We start from the raw sequence: 19,281 nt of genomic DNA, 5'->3' as shown, positions 1-19,281 counted from the left end.
TATCATTATGTACGACTAGAATTCTGCCTTTGTTATGTATTAGGGCGAATTCTAGTTTTTTTATTTTTAGGACATAATACTGTTTAGTATGCAAAGTTGATGAAGAGGTGAACAGAATGGAAGGCATGATTGTTGTATTAGATTTTGGTAGTCAGTATAACCAGTTAATTACCCGTCGTATCCGTGAGTTTGGTGTATATAGCGAGTTGCACCCTCATACTATTACAGCGGCAGAGATTAAAGCAATGAATGCAACCGGGGTTATCTTCTCCGGCGGTCCGAATAGTGTTTATGGTGAAAATGCGTTTACGTGTGATCCAGATATTTTCAACCTTAACATTCCAATCCTAGGGATTTGTTATGGAATGCAACTGATGACGCACCATTTAGGCGGAAAAGTAGAAGCGGCGAATCATCGCGAATACGGAAAAGCATCAATTGCTGTACAAAATGATTCAAAAATCTATCATGACCTTCCAAAAGAACAAGTGGTGTGGATGAGTCACGGCGATCTCGTTACTGAAACACCAGAAGGTTTTGAGGTGGATGCGACAAGTCCGTCTTGTCCAATTGCTGCAATGAGCAATTCGGAAAAACGAATGTACGGCGTACAGTTCCACCCGGAAGTTCGTCATTCTGTATATGGAAATGACATTCTGAAGAACTTTGTATTTGAAATTTGCCAAAGTAAAGCGGATTGGTCTATGGAAAACTTCATTGAAATGGAAATGAAAAAAATCCGCCAAACAGTAGGCGATAAAAAAGTATTATGTGCACTTAGCGGCGGGGTAGATTCTTCGGTTGTTGCAGCTTTAATTCATAAAGCAGTTGGTGATCAATTAATCTGTATGTTTGTTGATCACGGATTGCTTCGTAAAGGTGAAGCAGAAAGCGTTATGGAGACTTTCTCTCAAGGGTTCAATATGAATGTCGTGAAAATCGATGCGAAAGAACGTTTCTTAAGCAAACTACAAGGTGTATCAGACCCAGAACAAAAACGTAAGATTATCGGTAATGAGTTCATCTATGTATTTGATGAAGAAGCTTCTAAGTTCCAAGAACAAGGGATTGAGTTTTTAGCTCAAGGAACACTTTATACGGATATTATTGAGAGTGGTACAGCAACAGCTCAAACAATTAAATCTCATCACAATGTAGGCGGACTGCCAGAAGATATGCAGTTTAAACTCATTGAACCGTTAAACACACTCTTTAAGGATGAAGTACGTGCACTTGGAAAAGAACTCGGTCTTCCAGATGAAATTGTTTGGCGACAACCTTTTCCAGGTCCAGGACTTGGTATTCGTGTTTTAGGTGAAGTATCAGAGGAGAAACTGGAAATTGTTCGTGAATCCGATGCTATTTTACGTGAAGAAATTAAGAAGGCAGGATTAGAGCGTGATATTTGGCAGTACTTCACGGTTCTACCTGATATTAGAAGTGTAGGGGTCATGGGAGATGCGCGCACATATGATTATACAATCGGTATCCGTGCGGTAACATCTATTGACGGAATGACGTCAGATTGGGCTCGTATTCCTTGGGAAGTACTTGAAGTTATCTCCACTCGTATTGTGAACGAAGTGAATCATATTAATCGAGTGGTTTATGATATTACGAGTAAGCCACCTGCAACAATCGAATGGGAATAAGTAGAAAATCCGAACAAAAACGAACATTCTTCTATGAATGTTCGTTTTTTTTATTGACTCCTTTTTGTAACGGTGATACAATCATGTTGAAAAATGAATACGGAAAATACATCGTATAATGTTGGGGATATGGCCCAAGAGTTTCTACCGAGCTACCGTAAATGGCTTGACTACGAGGTATGATGAAAAGTGGCTTTTTTTAATATTTATTTGGCTACTTTTGCCATTATCCCTTAAGTCAAGACTTCCATTACGTAGATGGAAGTCTTTTTGTTTTATTTCTTGTAAATTAAGGGAGCGTTAAAGATAAAGAAAAAGGAAGCATTGAGGGAGGAAGAAGATGAAAAAGTATTTTGAGTTTGAGAAGTTAGGCACAAATTATAAACGAGAGTTTTTGGCAGGGTTAACAACGTTCCTGGCCATGGCGTATATTTTATTTGTGAACCCAGCAACCCTTTCGTTAAGTGTTATTCCGGATTTGCCTGATAGCATGAGAATGGATCAAGGAGCTGTGTTTACAGCGACAGCTATTGCGGCAGCGGTTGGTTCGTTAATTATGGGAATTGTAGCTAAATATCCGGTAGCATTAGCTCCAGGTATGGGATTGAATGCGTTCTTTGCATTTACTGTTGTATTAACGATGGGAATTCCTTGGCAAACTGCTTTAGCGGGTGTAATGGTTTCGGGTCTTGTCTTTATTGTTCTTTCTTTATCTGGGATTCGTGAAACAGTCATTAATGCTATTCCTTCAGAATTAAAGCATGCAGTCGGTGCGGGTATTGGTTTGTTTATTACCTTTATCGGGCTGCAAAGTGCTCAGATTATTGTCAATAATGATGCGGTATTAGTTGGAATCGGAGATTTAACAAACGGAAATACATTATTAGCGATTTTTGGTGTGGTCGTCACAGTAATTTTAATGGTGCTTCGTATTAATGGCGGTGTATTCATCGGGATGGTGATTACAGCCATTGCTGGGATGTTAACAGGGTTAATTACTCCTCCTTCATCTCTTATCGCTCCAATTCCAAGTTTAGAACCGACATTCGGTGCGGCGCTTATGAACTTCGATCAAGTGTTCTCTGTTCAAATGCTTGTCGTCATCTTAACGTTTTTATTCGTTGATTTCTTTGATACAGCAGGAACGCTTGTAGCGGTAGCGAACCAAGCGGGTCTGATGAAAGATAACAAACTTCCTAGAGCAGGAAAAGCGCTAATGGCTGATTCTGTAGCAACTGTTATTGGGGCTATTTTAGGAACGTCAACAACTACATCATATGTAGAGTCTACTGCAGGAGTAGCGGCGGGTGGAAGAAGTGGTTTTACTTCTGTCGTAACAGCAGGTTTCTTCCTACTTGCTTTGTTCTTCTCTCCATTATTAGCGGTAGTGACAGCTCCAGTTACGGCACCGGCTCTTATTATCGTTGGGGCGTTAATGGTAGCAAGTCTTGGTCAGATTGATTGGCAACGTTTTGAAGTGGCGGTGCCGGCTTTCTTAACAATCATTATGATGCCTTTAACGTATAGTATTGCAACAGGGATTGCCATCGGATTTATTTTTTATCCCGTGACGATGATCTGTAAAGGGAAAGCGAAAGAAATACATCCAATTATGTACGCCTTGTTCTTTGTCTTTATCTTATACTTTGTGTTCTTAGCAGAGTAAATGGAATGAAAAGATAATATGTGACGCGTATTATCAAACTGAATAAAGACAAACGCCCTTTACCTAATTGAAATGAGGTGAAGGGTGTTTGTCTTTATTCTTATAGAAAGAAGTCTTTAACATAATAGAGGAGCGAACTTCTCAGGATTCAAAACCGTTATAATAAGTATAGAGAATTTTTTTTGAAGTAAAGTATTGCTTTTAAAAAAAAGAGCTGGTATAGTATTAAACATTGACGCCAACAACTTCAAAACGTTCAAAAAACGTTCGAAAAAAGTTGTTGACAAAATGATTCAATATGATATGATATAAAAGTTGCTTCACAGCGACGATGAACTTTGAAAACTGAACAAAACAACAAAACGTCAACGTTTAATTTTTATTTTATGAGCAAGTCAAACATTTCTTCGGAGAGTTTGATCCTGGCTCAGGACGAACGCTGGCGGCGTGCCTAATACATGCAAGTCGAGCGGACAGATGGGAGCTTGCTCCCTGAAGTCAGCGGCGGACGGGTGAGTAACACGTGGGCAACCTGCCTGTAAGACTGGGATAACTTCGGGAAACCGGAGCTAATACCGGATAACACCGAGGACCACATGGTCCTTGGTTGAAAGATGGTTTCGGCTATCACTTACAGATGGGCCCGCGGCGCATTAGCTAGTTGGTGAGGTAACGGCTCACCAAGGCGACGATGCGTAGCCGACCTGAGAGGGTGATCGGCCACACTGGGACTGAGACACGGCCCAGACTCCTACGGGAGGCAGCAGTAGGGAATCTTCCGCAATGGACGAAAGTCTGACGGAGCAACGCCGCGTGAGCGATGAAGGCCTTCGGGTCGTAAAGCTCTGTTGTTAGGGAAGAACAAGTACCAGAGTAACTGCTGGTACCTTGACGGTACCTAACCAGAAAGCCACGGCTAACTACGTGCCAGCAGCCGCGGTAATACGTAGGTGGCAAGCGTTGTCCGGAATTATTGGGCGTAAAGCGCGCGCAGGCGGTTCCTTAAGTCTGATGTGAAAGCCCACGGCTCAACCGTGGAGGGTCATTGGAAACTGGGGAACTTGAGTGCAGAAGAGGAAAGCGGAATTCCACGTGTAGCGGTGAAATGCGTAGAGATGTGGAGGAACACCAGTGGCGAAGGCGGCTTTCTGGTCTGTAACTGACGCTGAGGCGCGAAAGCGTGGGGAGCAAACAGGATTAGATACCCTGGTAGTCCACGCCGTAAACGATGAGTGCTAAGTGTTAGGGGGTTTCCGCCCCTTAGTGCTGCAGCTAACGCATTAAGCACTCCGCCTGGGGAGTACGGCCGCAAGGCTGAAACTCAAAGGAATTGACGGGGGCCCGCACAAGCGGTGGAGCATGTGGTTTAATTCGAAGCAACGCGAAGAACCTTACCAGGTCTTGACATCCTCTGACAACTCTAGAGATAGAGCGTTCCCCTTCGGGGGACAGAGTGACAGGTGGTGCATGGTTGTCGTCAGCTCGTGTCGTGAGATGTTGGGTTAAGTCCCGCAACGAGCGCAACCCTTGATCTTAGTTGCCAGCATTCAGTTGGGCACTCTAAGGTGACTGCCGGTGACAAACCGGAGGAAGGTGGGGATGACGTCAAATCATCATGCCCCTTATGACCTGGGCTACACACGTGCTACAATGGACGGTACAAAGAGTCGCGAGACCGCGAGGTGGAGCTAATCTCATAAAACCGTTCTCAGTTCGGATTGCAGGCTGCAACTCGCCTGCATGAAGCCGGAATCGCTAGTAATCGCGGATCAGCATGCCGCGGTGAATACGTTCCCGGGCCTTGTACACACCGCCCGTCACACCACGAGAGTTTGCAACACCCGAAGTCGGTGAGGTAACCGTAAGGAGCCAGCCGCCTAAGGTGGGGTAGATGATTGGGGTGAAGTCGTAACAAGGTAGCCGTATCGGAAGGTGCGGCTGGATCACCTCCTTTCTAAGGATTACTAAGAAAAGCGAAGGCGTATGCCGTAGCTAGACAGTAAGAATCGTTGACGAAAACGTTTTGTTCAGTTTTGAAGGTTCATCCTTCAATATCAAATGCACCAAGTGGTGCATGGTTGTTCTTTGAAAACTAGATAACAGTAATAGCTGAGGAAAGTGAAAGCTTTTCTAATGTAAGAAACATGTAGCCGTAAGGCGAATGGTTAAGTTAGAAAGGGCGCACGGTGAATGCCTTGGCACTAGGAGCCGATGAAGGACGGGACTAACACCGATATGCTTCGGGGAGCTGTAAGTGAGCTTTGATCCGGAGATTTCCGAATGGGGAAACCCACTGTTCGTAATGGAACAGTATCTTTACCTGAATACATAGGGTATGGAAGGCAGACCCGGGGAACTGAAACATCTAAGTACCCGGAGGAAGAGAAAGCAATTGCGATTTCCTGAGTAGCGGCGAGCGAAACGGAATTAGCCCAAACCAAGAGGCTTGCCTCTTGGGGTTGTAGGACACTCTATACGGAGTTACAAAGGAACGGAGTAGATGAAGAGGCCTGGAAAGGCCCGTCGAAGAAGGTAACAACCCTGTAGTTGAAACTTCGTTCCCTCTTGAGTGGATCCTGAGTACGGCGGGACACGAGAAATCCCGTCGGAAGCTGGGAGGACCATCTCCCAAGGCTAAATACTCCCTAGTGACCGATAGTGAACCAGTACCGTGAGGGAAAGGTGAAAAGCACCCCGGAAGGGGAGTGAAAGAGATCCTGAAACCGTGTGCCTACAAGTAGTCAGAGCCCGTTAACGGGTGATGGCGTGCCTTTTGTAGAATGAACCGGCGAGTTACGATCCCATGCAAGGTTAAGTTGAAGAGACGGAGCCGCAGCGAAAGCGAGTCTGAATAGGGCGAATGAGTATGTGGTCGTAGACCCGAAACCAGGTGATCTACCCATGTCCAGGGTGAAGTTCAGGTAACACTGAATGGAGGCCCGAACCCACGCACGTTGAAAAGTGCGGGGATGAGGTGTGGGTAGCGGAGAAATTCCAATCGAACCTGGAGATAGCTGGTTCTCTCCGAAATAGCTTTAGGGCTAGCCTCAAGATAAGAGTCTCGGAGGTAGAGCACTGATTGGACTAGGGGCCCCCAACGGGTTACCGAATTCAGTCAAACTCCGAATGCCGAAGACTTATTCTTGGGAGTCAGACTGCGAGTGATAAGATCCGTAGTCAAGAGGGAAACAGCCCAGACCACCAGCTAAGGTCCCAAAGTATACGTTAAGTGGAAAAGGATGTGGAGTTGCTTAGACAACCAGGATGTTGGCTTAGAAGCAGCCACCATTTAAAGAGTGCGTAATAGCTCACTGGTCGAGTGACTCTGCGCCGAAAATGTACCGGGGCTAAACGTATCACCGAAGCTGTGGATGGACATCTACGATGTCCGTGGTAGGAGAGCGTTCTAAGGGCGGTGAAGTCAGACCGGAAGGACTGGTGGAGCGCTTAGAAGTGAGAATGCCGGTATGAGTAGCGAAAGATGGGTGAGAATCCCATCCACCGTATGCCTAAGGTTTCCTGAGGAAGGCTCGTCCGCTCAGGGTTAGTCGGGACCTAAGCCGAGGCCGAAAGGCGTAGGCGATGGATAACAGGTTGATATTCCTGTACTACCTCCCCACCGTTTGAGCAATGGGGGGACGCAGAAGGATAGGGTAAGCGCGCTGTTGGATATGCGCGTCCAAGCAGTAAGGCTGAGAAGTAGGCAAATCCGCTTCTCGTAAGGTTGAGCTGTGATGGCGAGGGAAATAAAGTACCGAAGTTCCTGATTTCACGCTGCCAAGAAAAGCCTCTAGCGAGGTGGGAGGTACCCGTACCGCAAACCGACACAGGTAGGCGAGGAGAGAATCCTAAGGTGTTCGAGAGAACTCTCGTTAAGGAACTCGGCAAAATGACCCCGTAACTTCGGGAGAAGGGGTGCTCTGATAGGGTGCAAGCCCGAGAGAGCCGCAGTGAATAGGCCCAGGCGACTGTTTAGCAAAAACACAGGTCTCTGCGAAGCCGTAAGGCGAAGTATAGGGGCTGACACCTGCCCGGTGCTGGAAGGTTAAGGGGAGAGGTTAGCGCAAGCGAAGCTTTGAACCGAAGCCCCAGTAAACGGCGGCCGTAACTATAACGGTCCTAAGGTAGCGAAATTCCTTGTCGGGTAAGTTCCGACCCGCACGAAAGGTGTAACGATCTGGGCACTGTCTCAACGAGAGACTCGGTGAAATTATAGTACCTGTGAAGATGCAGGTTACCCGCGACAGGACGGAAAGACCCCGTGGAGCTTTACTGTAGCCTGATATTGCATTTTGGTACAGCTTGTACAGGATAGGTAGGAGCCTTGGAAGCCGGAGCGCCAGCTTCGGTGGAGGCATCGGTGGGATACTACCCTGGCTGTATTGAAATTCTAACCCGCACCCCTCATCGGGGTGGGAGACAGTGTCAGGTGGGCAGTTTGACTGGGGCGGTCGCCTCCTAAAATGTAACGGAGGCGCCCAAAGGTTCCCTCAGAATGGTTGGAAATCATTCGTAGAGTGTAAAGGCATAAGGGAGCTTGACTGCGAGACCTACAAGTCGAGCAGGGACGAAAGTCGGGCTTAGTGATCCGGTGGTTCCGCATGGAAGGGCCATCGCTCAACGGATAAAAGCTACCCCGGGGATAACAGGCTTATCTCCCCCAAGAGTCCACATCGACGGGGAGGTTTGGCACCTCGATGTCGGCTCATCGCATCCTGGGGCTGTAGTCGGTCCCAAGGGTTGGGCTGTTCGCCCATTAAAGCGGTACGCGAGCTGGGTTCAGAACGTCGTGAGACAGTTCGGTCCCTATCCGTCGCGGGCGCAGGAAATTTGAGAGGAGCTGTCCTTAGTACGAGAGGACCGGGATGGACGCACCGCTGGTGTACCAGTTGTCTTGCCAAAGGCATCGCTGGGTAGCTATGTGCGGACGGGATAAGTGCTGAAAGCATCTAAGCATGAAGCCCCCCTCAAGATGAGATTTCCCATAGCGTCAAGCTAGTAAGATCCCTGAAAGATGATCAGGTTGATAGGTCAGAGGTGGAAGCACGGCGACGTGTGGAGCTGACTGATACTAATCGATCGAGGACTTAACCTAAACGAAAAGCGGAGAAAGCCCGTTTAAATCGATAGGATGTTGGAGATTCTGGCGGAAGAGACGTTAGTCTCAGACAGAAGAAGCGAAACAGCCGTACGATTTGGCTTTCATAGCTGGACAATTAAGTAAAGCAAGTACTCAGCTGCAGTTATCTAGTTTTGAAGGAATAACCTTCATATTGTCTGGTGATGATGGCGAAGAGGTCACACCCGTTCCCATGCCGAACACGGAAGTTAAGCTCTTCAGCGCCGATGGTAGTTGGGGGTCTCCCCCTGTGAGAGTAGGACATTGCCAGGCATATTAAAAAGATTAGTCATTTGACTAATCTTTTTTTGTTTTATAATGAATTTTATGATGTAAACTAGTATATGAAACTAGTTTTAAACATGGTTAGTAAAGGAGTTCATATAATGAAAAAAGGAAATCAAAAACGTGAATATGAAGTGGAAGAACATGAAACGATTGATCAATGTCTAGAACGAATTAAAACAGATGGTTTTGTTCCCGTTAAAAGAATTGAAAAACCGATTTTTAAAGAAGAAATGATCAATGGTGCTCAAGTTATCACCCCAATGGGAAGAACAATCGTTTTTGAAGCTAAACAACTGTAAAAGCCGAACATTATAAAAGATTTATTGTTAAATAGTTCGAATTGTGGTTGACACACTTGAATATTTATTGCTAAAATGAGAGTAACTTAATAAGAACCTCATATAATAGTGGGAATAAGGCCCACGAGTTTCTACCTAGCAACCGTAAATTGCTGGACTATGGGGGAAAGTATATCTGGATGATTCTGCTGTATCGAAAAAAGCAGATAGTGAACCTAGGTAGATATATGCTTTCTTTCATAAGAGGAGTATATATTTACCTGGGTTTTTTATGTTCAAAAAAATAGTTCATTCATATATAGGAGAGATTAAAATGAAGCCAATGGTAGCCGTTATTATGGGGAGCACCTCTGATTGGGAAACAATGAAGAACGCTTGCGAAGTACTCGAAGAGCTGAATATTCCGTATGAAAAGAAAGTCGTATCTGCCCACCGGACACCAGATTATATGTTTGAATACGCAGAAACGGCCAAGCAACGTGGTATTCAAGTTATTATTGCAGGAGCTGGAGGCGCTGCGCACTTACCAGGTATGGTTGCTGCGAAAACGGTATTACCGGTCATTGGTGTACCTGTTCAATCGAAAGCACTCAATGGCTTAGATTCCTTATTGTCAATCGTTCAGATGCCTGGTGGTGTCCCTGTCGCAACAGTAGCCATTGGCAAAGCTGGTGCTGTCAATGCAGGTCTTTTAGCAGCTCAAATCGTCGGCATTCAACAATCGTCTATTGCAGACAAACTTGAAGAGCGACGCATTGCTACAAGAAACGAAGTGTTGGAAGGCAGTGATCAACTTGAATTATAAATTTATCTCTCCGGGAAAAACAATTGGCATTGTTGGCGGCGGACAACTTGGAAGAATGATGGCTTTATCGGCAAGAGAAATGGGCTATCATATTGCAGTGGTTGACCCAACAAAGTCGTCTCCTTGTGGCCAAATTGCAGATATTGAAATTGTCGGGCATTATGATGATCCTGAAGCGATTCAAAAATTAGCCAATGTGTCTGATGTCATCACCTATGAATTCGAAAATGTGGATGCAAGCATGCTGAAATGGTTAGAAGAAAATGCTTACGTCCCACAAGGAAGCCAGCTACTTACCGTTACTCAAAACCGTGCATTTGAAAAAGCCAGTATTGAAGAAGCTGGTTTACGTGTGGCTCCTTATCAAACTGCTTCATCTCCACTGGAATTAGAACAGGCTATTGAAACAATTGGCTACCCTTGTGTTGTTAAAACGTGCCGAGGTGGTTACGACGGGAAAGGACAGATTCTCATCAAAAGCAATACGGATATTCCGAAGTCCTTTTCATTGTTAGAGCAAGGGCAATGCATCGTAGAAAAATGGATGGAAATTGAAAAAGAAGTGTCTGTTATCGTCTTCCGAAATGGAAAAGGAGAAACAGCTTGCTTACCTATCGGGGAAAACATCCATAAAGACCATATTTTGCATCAAACGATTGTGCCTGCCCGAATTACGGAGGAACAAGCAGCCTTAGCAGAGGAATATGCGGTGAAAATCGCTAACAATCTCCAAATGATTGGAACATTAGCAGTGGAAATGTTTTTAACAAAAGATGGGGAACTTTACATCAATGAATTAGCACCGCGCCCTCATAACTCTGGTCACTATTCGATGAACGCTTGCTTCACATCACAGTTCCAACAGCATGTTAGAGCCATCTGTAATTGGCCGTTAGGAAAATCAACACTTTTAAAACCAGCTGTAATGGTCAACATATTAGGAGAGCATGTTGAAAGTGTTATTGAAAAAATCGAACATTTTTCAGATTGTGATTTGCATTTGTACGGAAAAAAAGAAGCAAAAATGAAAAGAAAAATGGGACATTTAACAATTGTAGCTGATAAGATAGAAGATGCGTTACAAAAAGTTGACGCCTTAGAAATTTGGAACCAGATGGAGGAAGTAAAATGATTGAACGTTATAGCCGTCCTGAAATGACAGCAATTTGGTCTGAGCAAAACCGTTTTGAGGCTTGGCTGGAAGTAGAAATTTTGGCATGTGAAGCATGGGCAGAGCTAGGAGCTATTCCGAAAGAAGATGTCGTTCTTCTTCGTCAAAATGCTTCGTTTGACATTAACCGTATTAAAGAAATTGAAGAAGAAACACGTCATGATGTCGTTGCGTTTACACGTGCAGTGTCTGAGACATTAGGAGAAGAGCGTAAATGGGTTCATTATGGCCTAACATCAACGGACGTAGTAGATACAGCATTGTCTTATTTGTTAAAACAAGCAAATGAGATTTTATTAGCAGATTTAGAGCGTTTTGTTAGCATTTTAAAAGAAAAAGCACAAGAACATAAATATACGGTGATGATGGGTCGTACACATGGAGTGCATGCAGAGCCGACAACATTTGGATTAAAGCTTGGTCTTTGGTATGAAGAAATGAAGCGAAATGTAGAGCGCTTCAAGCGTGCAGCAGAGGAAGTTCAATTCGGGAAAATATCTGGTGCGGTTGGAACGTTTGCGAACATTGATCCATTCGTTGAGAAATATGTTTGTGAAAAGCTTGGAATTACACCAGCACCGATTTCGACACAAACTCTTCAGCGTGATCGTCATGCTCATTACATGTCTGTCCTTGCACTGATTGCAACGTCTATCGAAAAATTTGCGGTTGAGGTTCGTGGTTTGCAAAAGAGTGAAACACGTGAAGTAGAAGAATTTTTTGCAAAAGGTCAAAAAGGCTCTTCTGCGATGCCGCATAAACGCAATCCAATTGGTTCAGAAAACATGACAGGTTTAGCACGCGTCATTCGTGGTTACATGGCGACGGCGTATGATAATGTTCCACTTTGGCATGAGCGTGATATTTCACATTCTTCAGCAGAACGTATTATCTTACCGGATGCGACCATCTTATTAAACTACATGTTAAATCGCTTTGGAAATATCGTGAAAAACTTAACGGTATTCCCTGAAAACATGAAGCAGAACATGGAAAGAACATTTGGTCTAATTTATTCTCAGCGCGTATTGCTTGCTTTAATCGACAAAGGAATGGCTCGTGAAGAAGCATACGATACGGTTCAGCCAAAAGCAATGGAGGCTTGGGAAAAGCAAGTTCCATTCCGTTCATTGGTAGAAGTGGAAGAACGTATTACGAGTCGCTTAACTAAAGAAGAAATTGATGATTGCTTTGACTATACATATCATCTGAAAAGTGTTGATATGATTTTTGAACGTCTAGGTCTTTAATCAACAAGGAAGGTAAAGAAACTGCTTTACTTTACCTTCTTTCATTTGCACTGGTCTGAATATTCCGTCTATAGGGGGCTGAAAGCGTGGAAAAGCAAGAGTTGCTGTACGAAGGCAAAGCGAAAAAGATTTATAAAACAAATGAAGAAAACGTTTTATGGATTGAGTATAAAGATGAAGCAACGGCATTTAATGGTCAAAAGAAAGCCGCAATTGAAGGAAAAGCCATTTTAAACAACAAGATTAGCAGTTTACTATTTGCACAGCTACATGAAGCCGGGGTTCAAACCCATTTTATTCAACAGCTTTCTGATCAAGAGCAGCTCGTTCGTAAAGTGTCCATTATTCCAATTGAAGTCGTCATTCGTAATGTGGCAGCTGGAAGCATCTCGAAGCGCCTTGGCTTTGAAGAAGGGCAGTCATTTGCTAAGCCCCTTGTGGAGTTTTACTACAAAAATGATGATTTAGGTGATCCGCTCATTACAGATGATCATGCTTTATTACTAGAGTTAGCTGAAACAGCTGAGTTAGAAGAAATCAAGCAGCATGCATTAGCTGTCAATGAAGTGTTAATTCCTTATTTCAAAGGAAAGAATATTAGATTAGTTGATTTTAAATTAGAGTTTGGCAGAACAACAGATGGCACAATCATTTTGGCGGATGAAATCTCACCAGATACATGTCGCTTCTGGGATCTCACGACAAACGAAAAGCTAGATAAAGATGTATTCAGAAGAGATTTAGGTACATTAACAGATGCATATAACGAAATCTTAACGAGAATCGGAGGATAATCATGTATAAAGTAAAGGTATTTGTCACATTAAGAGAGAGCGTATTAGATCCACAAGGGACAGCGGTGAAAGGTTCTTTACACAGCTTATCATTCGAGGCCGTAAAAGATGTACGCATCGGTAAGTATATGGAGTTAACCGTTGAAAAAGTTGAAAACATCGACGACATGGTGAAAGAAATGTGTGAAAAATTACTCGCCAACGTAGTAATTGAAGACTACCGTTACGAAATCGAGGAGGTAGTAGCACAGTGAAATTTGCTGTAATTGTATTCCCAGGATCAAACTGTGATGTTGATATGTATCATGCAATTAAAGATGAGCTTGGTGCTGAAGTAGAGTATGTTTGGCATGATGCATCTAATTTAGATGGGTTTGACGGCATTTTATTGCCTGGAGGATTCTCATATGGCGACTACCTTCGCTGTGGTGCTATCTCCCGCTTCTCTAATGTGATGAACGCTGTGAAGAAAGCCGCTGAACAAGGCAAGCCAGTTTTAGGTGTTTGCAACGGATTTCAGATTTTAGTAGAAGCAGGCCTTTTACCAGGTGTGTTGATTCGTAACAAAAACATTAAGTTTATGTGCCGAACAGTTGAACTGCAAGTCGTAAACAATGACACGATGTTTACAGCAGAGTATGAGAAAGATGAGATTATTCGTATCCCTATTGCGCATGGTGAAGGGAACTACTACTGTGACGAAGAAACATTACAGCAGCTAACAGAGCATAATCAAATTGTCTTCCGTTATCACGGTGAAAATCCAAATGGAAGTCTTTCAGATATTGCCGGTATTACGAACAAACAAGGAAATGTACTGGGAATGATGCCGCATCCAGAGCGTGCGGTTGATGAATTATTAGGCGGCGCTGACGGATTAAAATTATTTAAATCGATTTTGAAGCAATGGAGGGAAACACATGTCGTTACTGCTTGAGCCAAATCCACAACAAATTGAAGATGAGAAAATCTACCATGAAATGGGTGTAACGGACGAAGAGTTTGGTATGATTAAAAACATTCTAAACCGTCTTCCTAATTATACAGAGTTAGGTCTCTTCTCCGTTATGTGGTCAGAGCATTGCAGTTATAAAAATTCCAAGCCTGTATTACGAAAATTTCCAACAAGCGGCGAACATGTGTTACAAGGACCTGGTGAAGGTGCCGGAATCGTCGACATCGGTGATAATCAAGCAGTTGTTTTCAAAATTGAGAGTCATAATCACCCTTCAGCTATTGAACCTTATCAAGGGGCTGCAACAGGTGTAGGCGGCATCATTCGCGATGTTTTCTCAATGGGAGCACGTCCGGTTGCGTTATTAAACTCCCTTCGTTTTGGGGAATTAAAAACACCACGTGTGAAATATTTATTTGAAGAAGTAGTAGCTGGTATCGCTGGATACGGCAACTGTATTGGAATTCCGACAGTAGGAGGAGAAATTCAGTTTGATCCTTGCTATGAAGGAAATCCACTTGTTAACGCGATGTGTGTAGGCTTAATCGACCATAAAGATATTAAAAAAGGTCAGGCACACGGAGTTGGGAACACCGTTATGTACGTAGGGGCAAAAACGGGTCGTGACGGTATTCACGGTGCTACATTCGCCTCTGAGGAATTATCAGAAGCATCTGAAGAAAAGCGTCCAGCTGTTCAAGTAGGCGATCCTTTCATGGAGAAGCTTCTTTTAGAGGCATGCTTAGAACTAGTTCAGTCTGATGCGCTTGTTGGAATTCAAGACATGGGAGCAGCAGGCTTAACATCCTCATCAGCGGAAATGGCAAGTAAAGCGGGTATGGGAATTGAAATGTATTTAGATGATGTGCCTCAACGTGAAACAGGGATGACAGCATATGAAATGATGCTCTCAGAATCACAAGAGCGCATGTTAATTGTTGTGAAAAAAGGTCGTGAACAAGAGATTGTCGACCTGTTCCATAAATATGATTTAGAAGCGGTAGCGATTGGAAAGGTAACGGACGACAAAATGCTTCGTCTTATCCATAAAGGTGAAGTAGTGGCAAACGTACCAGCTGATGCATTAGCAGAAGATGCACCGGTGTACCATAAGCCATCAAAAGAACCAGCGTACTATGCAGAATTCCAAGCGATGGAAGCGCAAATTCCAGAAGTCACAGACTATAACGAAACGCTCATGGCTCTATTACAGCAGCCAACCATTGCAAGTAAAGAGTGGGTGTATGATCAATATGATTACCAAGTTCGTACAAATACAATCGTAACGCCAGGATCAGATGCGGCTGTTGTACGTATTCGTGGGACAAAGAAAGCATTGGCGATGACAACAGATTGTAACTCCCGTTATATCTATCTTGATCCGGAAACAGGCGGGAAAATTGCGGTGGCAGAAGCAGCTCGTAATATCATCTGTTCAGGGGCAACACCGTTAGCTATTACGGATAACTTAAATTATGGCAATCCAGAAAAGCCTGAAATCTTTTGGCAAATCGAAAAATCAGTCGATGGTATTAGTGAAGCGTGCCGTGTATTAAGCACACCTGTTATTGGCGGAAACGTATCGTTATACAATGAGCGCAGTGGCGAAGCGATTTATCCAACACCAACGATTGGGATGGTTGGGTTAGTAGAAGATTTAGCGCATGTGACGACACAGGAATTTAAGCAAGTAGGCGATCTTGTTTACGTGATTGGTGAGACAGCAGCTGAATTTGGCGGAAGTGAGCTTCAAAAGCTTCAATATGGAAAAATCTTCGGAAAATCTCCGGCTATTGATTTAACAGTGGAAGCAGCGCGCCAAGAGCAATTATTAGCAGCAATTAAAGCAGGACTTGTCCAATCAGCGCACGATGTCGCAGAAGGTGGCTTAGCGGTTGCTCTGGCAGAAAGCGCGATGGGAGCAGCTGGACTTGGGGCTACAGTAACGGTAACAGGTGAAAACGTGACAGCTTTATTTGCGGAAACACAATCTCGTTTCCTTGTGTCTGTAAAGCGTGAACATAAAGAGGCATTTGAAAAAGCGATTGAAGCGGTTCTTTTAGGCGAAGTAACCGAAACAAACGAGCTTATAATCCGTAATGAAGAAAATGAATCGTTGATTCATATAAACGTAGATGAAATGAGAACAGCTTGGAAAGGAGCTATTCCATGCTTGCTGAAATCAAAGGCTTAAACGAAGAGTGCGGTGTTTTTGGGGTTTGGGGACATGAGAATGCGGCTCAAATCACGTATTATGGACTGCACAGCTTGCAGCATCGCGGTCAAGAAGGAGCAGGAATTGCGGTTTCAAACGGTGAAAAAGTGAATGTTGCTAAAGGTCTTGGTCTGGTGACGGAAGTATTTGGTCAAGGGGAAATTAACGATTTGCACGGAAAAGCAGCAATCGGTCATGTTCGGTATGCAACAGCAGGAGGAGGCGGCTATCAAAATGTTCAGCCGCTTCACTTCCAATCGCACAGTGGCAGCCTTGCTTTAGCGCATAACGGGAATTTAGTGAATGCCACATCATTAAAGCACCAGCTTGAAAACCAAGGAAGTATTTTTCAAACTACTTCGGACACAGAGGTGCTCGCTCATTTAATTAAACGAAGCGGCTATGTAACTTTAAAAGATAAAGTGAAGAACGCATTAACGATGCTAAAAGGCGCGTATGCGTTCTTGATTTTGACGGAAACAGAAATGCTAGTAGCACTTGATCCGAATGGATTGCGTCCTTTGTCCATCGGGCGTTTAGGTGATGCGTATGTAGTCGTATCAGAGACATGTGCTCTTGATGTTATCGGTGCCTCTTATGTGAGAGATGTAGAGCCGGGAGAACTTGTTATCATTAACGATCAAGGTTTGACATCAGAACGATTTACTTTAAATGTAAACCGCGCGATTTGCAGCATGGAATATATTTATTTTTCAAGACCAGATAGCAATATTGACGGAATTAATATTCATTCAGCCCGCAAAAATTTAGGGCGTCAAATGGCGATGGAAGCACCAGTTGAAGCAGATGTTGTGACAGGTGTTCCAGATTCAAGTATTTCGGCAGCAATTGGCTTTGCTGAACAATCTGGTATTCCGTACGAATTAGGGTTAATTAAAAATCGTTACGTTGGGCGCACATTTATCCAGCCATCACAAGAACTTCGCGAACAAGGGGTCAAAATGAAGCTTTCACCTGTTCGGAAAATTGTTGAAGGAAAACGTGTCGTTATGGTCGATGACTCCATTGTCAGGGGGACGACAAGCAGACGAATTGTGAACATGCTTCGTGAAGCAGGTGCAATAGAGGTACATGTGCGCATCAGCTCCCCGCCGATTAAAAATCCATGTTTTTATGGAATTGATACGTCTACGACTGAAGAGCTCATTGCAGCAAATAACACAGTGGAAGAAATTCGCGAAATGATTGGCGCTGATTCCCTTGTCTTTTTAAGTGAAGACGGACTTGTAGAAGCGATTGGAAGACCGTATGAGGGCGAGTATCGGGGACAATGCATGGCTTGTTTTACTGGAAAATATCCGACGGAAATTTATCCAGATACCCTTCACCCACATGAAAAGGTTACGTGTTAATAAGTATGTTGTTGTTTCCAAGTAGGAAGGTATAAAAAGGAGGACCCATATGTCTCAGTCATATAAGCAAGCAGGAGTCGATATACATGCCGGATATGAAGCGGTAGAGCGGATGAAAAAGCACATTAAACGTACGGAACGATCCGGCGTTTTAGGGGCAGTAGGCGGATTTGGCGGAATGTTTGATTTATCTCGTCTAAATGTGAAAGAACCCGTGTTAGTTTCCGGTACAGATGGTGTGGGAACGAAATTGATGCTCGCTTTCTTAATGGATAAACACGATACGATTGGCATTGATGCGGTAGCCATGTGTGTGAATGATATTGTGGTACAGGGAGCAGAACCACTCTATTTCCTTGATTACATTGCGTGTGGAAAAGCCGTGCCGGAAAAAATCGAACATATTGTAAAAGGTATTGCAGACGGATGTGAGCAAGCAGGCTGTGCGCTAATTGGCGGAGAAACGGCTGAAATGCCTGGTTTATATAGTGAAGAGGAGTATGATCTTGCCGGCTTCTCCGTAGGAGTAGCCGAGAAGTCTCAGCTTGTTACAGGTGAAAGCATTGCCGAAGGGGATGTTTTAATTGGTATTTCGTCAAGCGGCATCCATAGTAACGGTTATTCTCTTGTGAGAAAAGTACTGCTTGAAGATGCGAAGCTGGAGTTACATGAAGTGTATGAAGGCCTTGAAGCTACTTTAGGTGAGGAACTGTTGAAGCCAACTAAAATCTATGTCAAAGCGGTCCTAAACGCAATAAAGGCAGGCAACATAAAAGGAATGGCTCACATTACAGGCGGCGGCTTTTATGAAAATGTTCCTCGCATGCTTCCAGCTGGTTTAGGTGCTGAAATTGATTACGGCTCATGGCCCATTCCTGCTATTTTTGATTTTATCCAAGAAAAAGGTGCGCTAGAGCGTAAGGAAATGTTTGAAGTTTTTAATATGGGTATCGGTTTTATGCTTGCTGTTTCCCCAGAGGACTTGCATAAGGTCATTCAGGCAATTGAAGCAGAAGGGGAAAAAGCGTACATTATCGGACGTGTTGTGGACGAAGAAGGAGTCCGATTTGGCGGAGGGGCTCTTGCATGATGAACATTGCCGTATTCGCTTCGGGAAGCGGAAGCAATTTTCAAGCGATTTATGATGCGATCGAACGAGGTGCGCTTCAGGCGCGCCTGTCGCTGCTCGTATGTGACCGGCCAAATGCGAAAGTGGTTGAACGTGCGGAGAAAGCAGGCGTCCAAACTTTCGTCTGTTCCCCGAAAGATTTTGACAGTAAAGAAAAATATGAGACAGAAGTGTATAAACACCTTTTGGAGCAGGGTGTTGATTTTCTTGTCTTAGCGGGCTATATGCGCCTCATAGGTTCGGTATTGCTAGAGAAGTTTGAAGGAAGAATTGTGAACATCCATCCATCGCTATTGCCGTCTTTTCCTGGAAAAGATGCTGTTGGCCAAGCCGTTGAAGCGGGTGTGAAAGTGACAGGTGTGACCATTCATTATGTGGATGCAGGGTTGGATACGGGCCCTATTATTGCCCAGCGAGCTGTGTCTATTAACGAGCGTGATACAAAAGCGGACATTGAACGAAATATTCATCAAGTGGAACATCAGTTTTATCCCGAGACTTTGGAAAAATTATTTCAACAGATGGAAAAAATGGAAAACTCCTTGATAAAATAATTTTAATGCTT

The 19,281-nt window shown here is 44.0% G+C and carries 13 protein-coding genes, 3 rRNA genes and 2 riboswitches; all 16 genes read left to right on the top strand.

All coding sequences use genetic code 11. The annotated features are described in order from the left end of the window. Positions 1-116: 116 nt before the first annotated feature. The 16 genes from guaA (at position 117) to purN (ending at position 19,270) form a co-directional block, all read left to right on the top strand. Positions 117-1,652 carry a glutamine-hydrolyzing GMP synthase gene (guaA, locus tag ACXAEO_RS19550; protein ID WP_474883859.1) on the top strand — a complete coding sequence of 512 codons (1,536 nt, stop codon included), beginning with the start codon at positions 117-119 and terminating at the stop codon, positions 1,650-1,652. Positions 1,653-1,743: 91 nt separating this feature from the next. Then, positions 1,744-1,845, top strand: a riboswitch (purine riboswitch). A 147-nt stretch (positions 1,846-1,992) separates the two neighbouring features. After that, positions 1,993-3,318, top strand: a complete 1,326-nt coding sequence (locus ACXAEO_RS19545; protein WP_474883858.1) for an NCS2 family permease — start codon at positions 1,993-1,995, stop codon at positions 3,316-3,318. A 404-nt stretch (positions 3,319-3,722) separates the two neighbouring features. Beyond that, positions 3,723-5,272, top strand: a 16S ribosomal RNA gene (locus ACXAEO_RS19540). Between the two features lie 209 nt (positions 5,273-5,481). After that, positions 5,482-8,413, top strand: a 23S ribosomal RNA gene (locus tag ACXAEO_RS19535). Positions 8,414-8,594: 181 nt separating this feature from the next. Beyond that, positions 8,595-8,710, top strand: a 5S ribosomal RNA gene (gene rrf / locus ACXAEO_RS19530). Together the 16S, 23S and 5S rRNA genes form the textbook arrangement of a ribosomal RNA operon. Before the next feature lie 113 nt (positions 8,711-8,823). Continuing rightward, positions 8,824-9,024 carry an NETI motif-containing protein gene (locus tag ACXAEO_RS19525; RefSeq protein ID WP_474883856.1) on the top strand — a complete coding sequence of 67 codons (201 nt, stop codon included), beginning with the start codon at positions 8,824-8,826 and terminating at the stop codon, positions 9,022-9,024. Between the two features lie 78 nt (positions 9,025-9,102). Next, positions 9,103-9,204, top strand: a riboswitch (purine riboswitch). A 133-nt stretch (positions 9,205-9,337) separates the two neighbouring features. Further along, positions 9,338-9,829 (top strand): 5-(carboxyamino)imidazole ribonucleotide mutase, encoded by a 492-nt coding sequence (purE, locus tag ACXAEO_RS19520; protein ID WP_474883855.1) that lies wholly within the window; start codon positions 9,338-9,340, stop codon positions 9,827-9,829. After that, the gene (gene purK / locus ACXAEO_RS19515; RefSeq protein WP_474883852.1) at positions 9,819-10,961 is read left to right on the top strand and encodes a 5-(carboxyamino)imidazole ribonucleotide synthase; all 1,143 of its coding nucleotides are present in this window, start codon (positions 9,819-9,821) and stop codon (positions 10,959-10,961) included. Before purE ends, purK begins: the two co-directional genes overlap by 11 nt. Continuing rightward, a complete protein-coding gene (gene purB / locus ACXAEO_RS19510) occupies positions 10,958-12,250 on the top strand; it encodes an adenylosuccinate lyase (RefSeq protein WP_474883850.1) in 1,293 nt (430 codons plus the stop codon). Before purK ends, purB begins: the two co-directional genes overlap by 4 nt. 86 nt (positions 12,251-12,336) lie before the next feature. Further along, positions 12,337-13,044, top strand: coding sequence for a phosphoribosylaminoimidazolesuccinocarboxamide synthase (purC, locus tag ACXAEO_RS19505; RefSeq protein ID WP_474883848.1), 708 nt, complete (start codon positions 12,337-12,339; stop codon positions 13,042-13,044). A gap of 2 nt (positions 13,045-13,046) precedes the next feature. Continuing rightward, the gene (gene purS / locus ACXAEO_RS19500) at positions 13,047-13,298 is read left to right on the top strand and encodes a phosphoribosylformylglycinamidine synthase subunit PurS (protein WP_474883847.1); all 252 of its coding nucleotides are present in this window, start codon (positions 13,047-13,049) and stop codon (positions 13,296-13,298) included. Continuing rightward, a complete protein-coding gene (gene purQ / locus ACXAEO_RS19495; protein ID WP_474883845.1) occupies positions 13,295-13,981 on the top strand; it encodes a phosphoribosylformylglycinamidine synthase subunit PurQ in 687 nt (228 codons plus the stop codon). Before purS ends, purQ begins: the two co-directional genes overlap by 4 nt. Next, positions 13,965-16,193 (top strand): phosphoribosylformylglycinamidine synthase subunit PurL, encoded by a 2,229-nt coding sequence (purL, locus tag ACXAEO_RS19490; RefSeq protein ID WP_474883843.1) that lies wholly within the window; start codon positions 13,965-13,967, stop codon positions 16,191-16,193. The genes purQ and purL overlap by 17 nt, the downstream gene beginning before the upstream one ends. Beyond that, a complete protein-coding gene (purF, locus tag ACXAEO_RS19485) occupies positions 16,169-17,587 on the top strand; it encodes an amidophosphoribosyltransferase (RefSeq protein WP_474883841.1) in 1,419 nt (472 codons plus the stop codon). The genes purL and purF overlap by 25 nt, the downstream gene beginning before the upstream one ends. Before the next feature lie 49 nt (positions 17,588-17,636). Beyond that, positions 17,637-18,677 carry a phosphoribosylformylglycinamidine cyclo-ligase gene (purM, locus tag ACXAEO_RS19480; protein WP_474883839.1) on the top strand — a complete coding sequence of 347 codons (1,041 nt, stop codon included), beginning with the start codon at positions 17,637-17,639 and terminating at the stop codon, positions 18,675-18,677. Beyond that, positions 18,674-19,270 carry a phosphoribosylglycinamide formyltransferase gene (purN, locus tag ACXAEO_RS19475; RefSeq protein ID WP_474883836.1) on the top strand — a complete coding sequence of 199 codons (597 nt, stop codon included), beginning with the start codon at positions 18,674-18,676 and terminating at the stop codon, positions 19,268-19,270. The genes purM and purN overlap by 4 nt, the downstream gene beginning before the upstream one ends. Positions 19,271-19,281 lie beyond the last annotated feature (11 nt).

This window comes from Bacillus sp. ABA4_010, assembly GCF_056159105.1.
The sequence above is the reverse complement of the archived record's forward strand: the minus strand, read 5'-3'. Positions and strand labels throughout refer to the sequence as shown.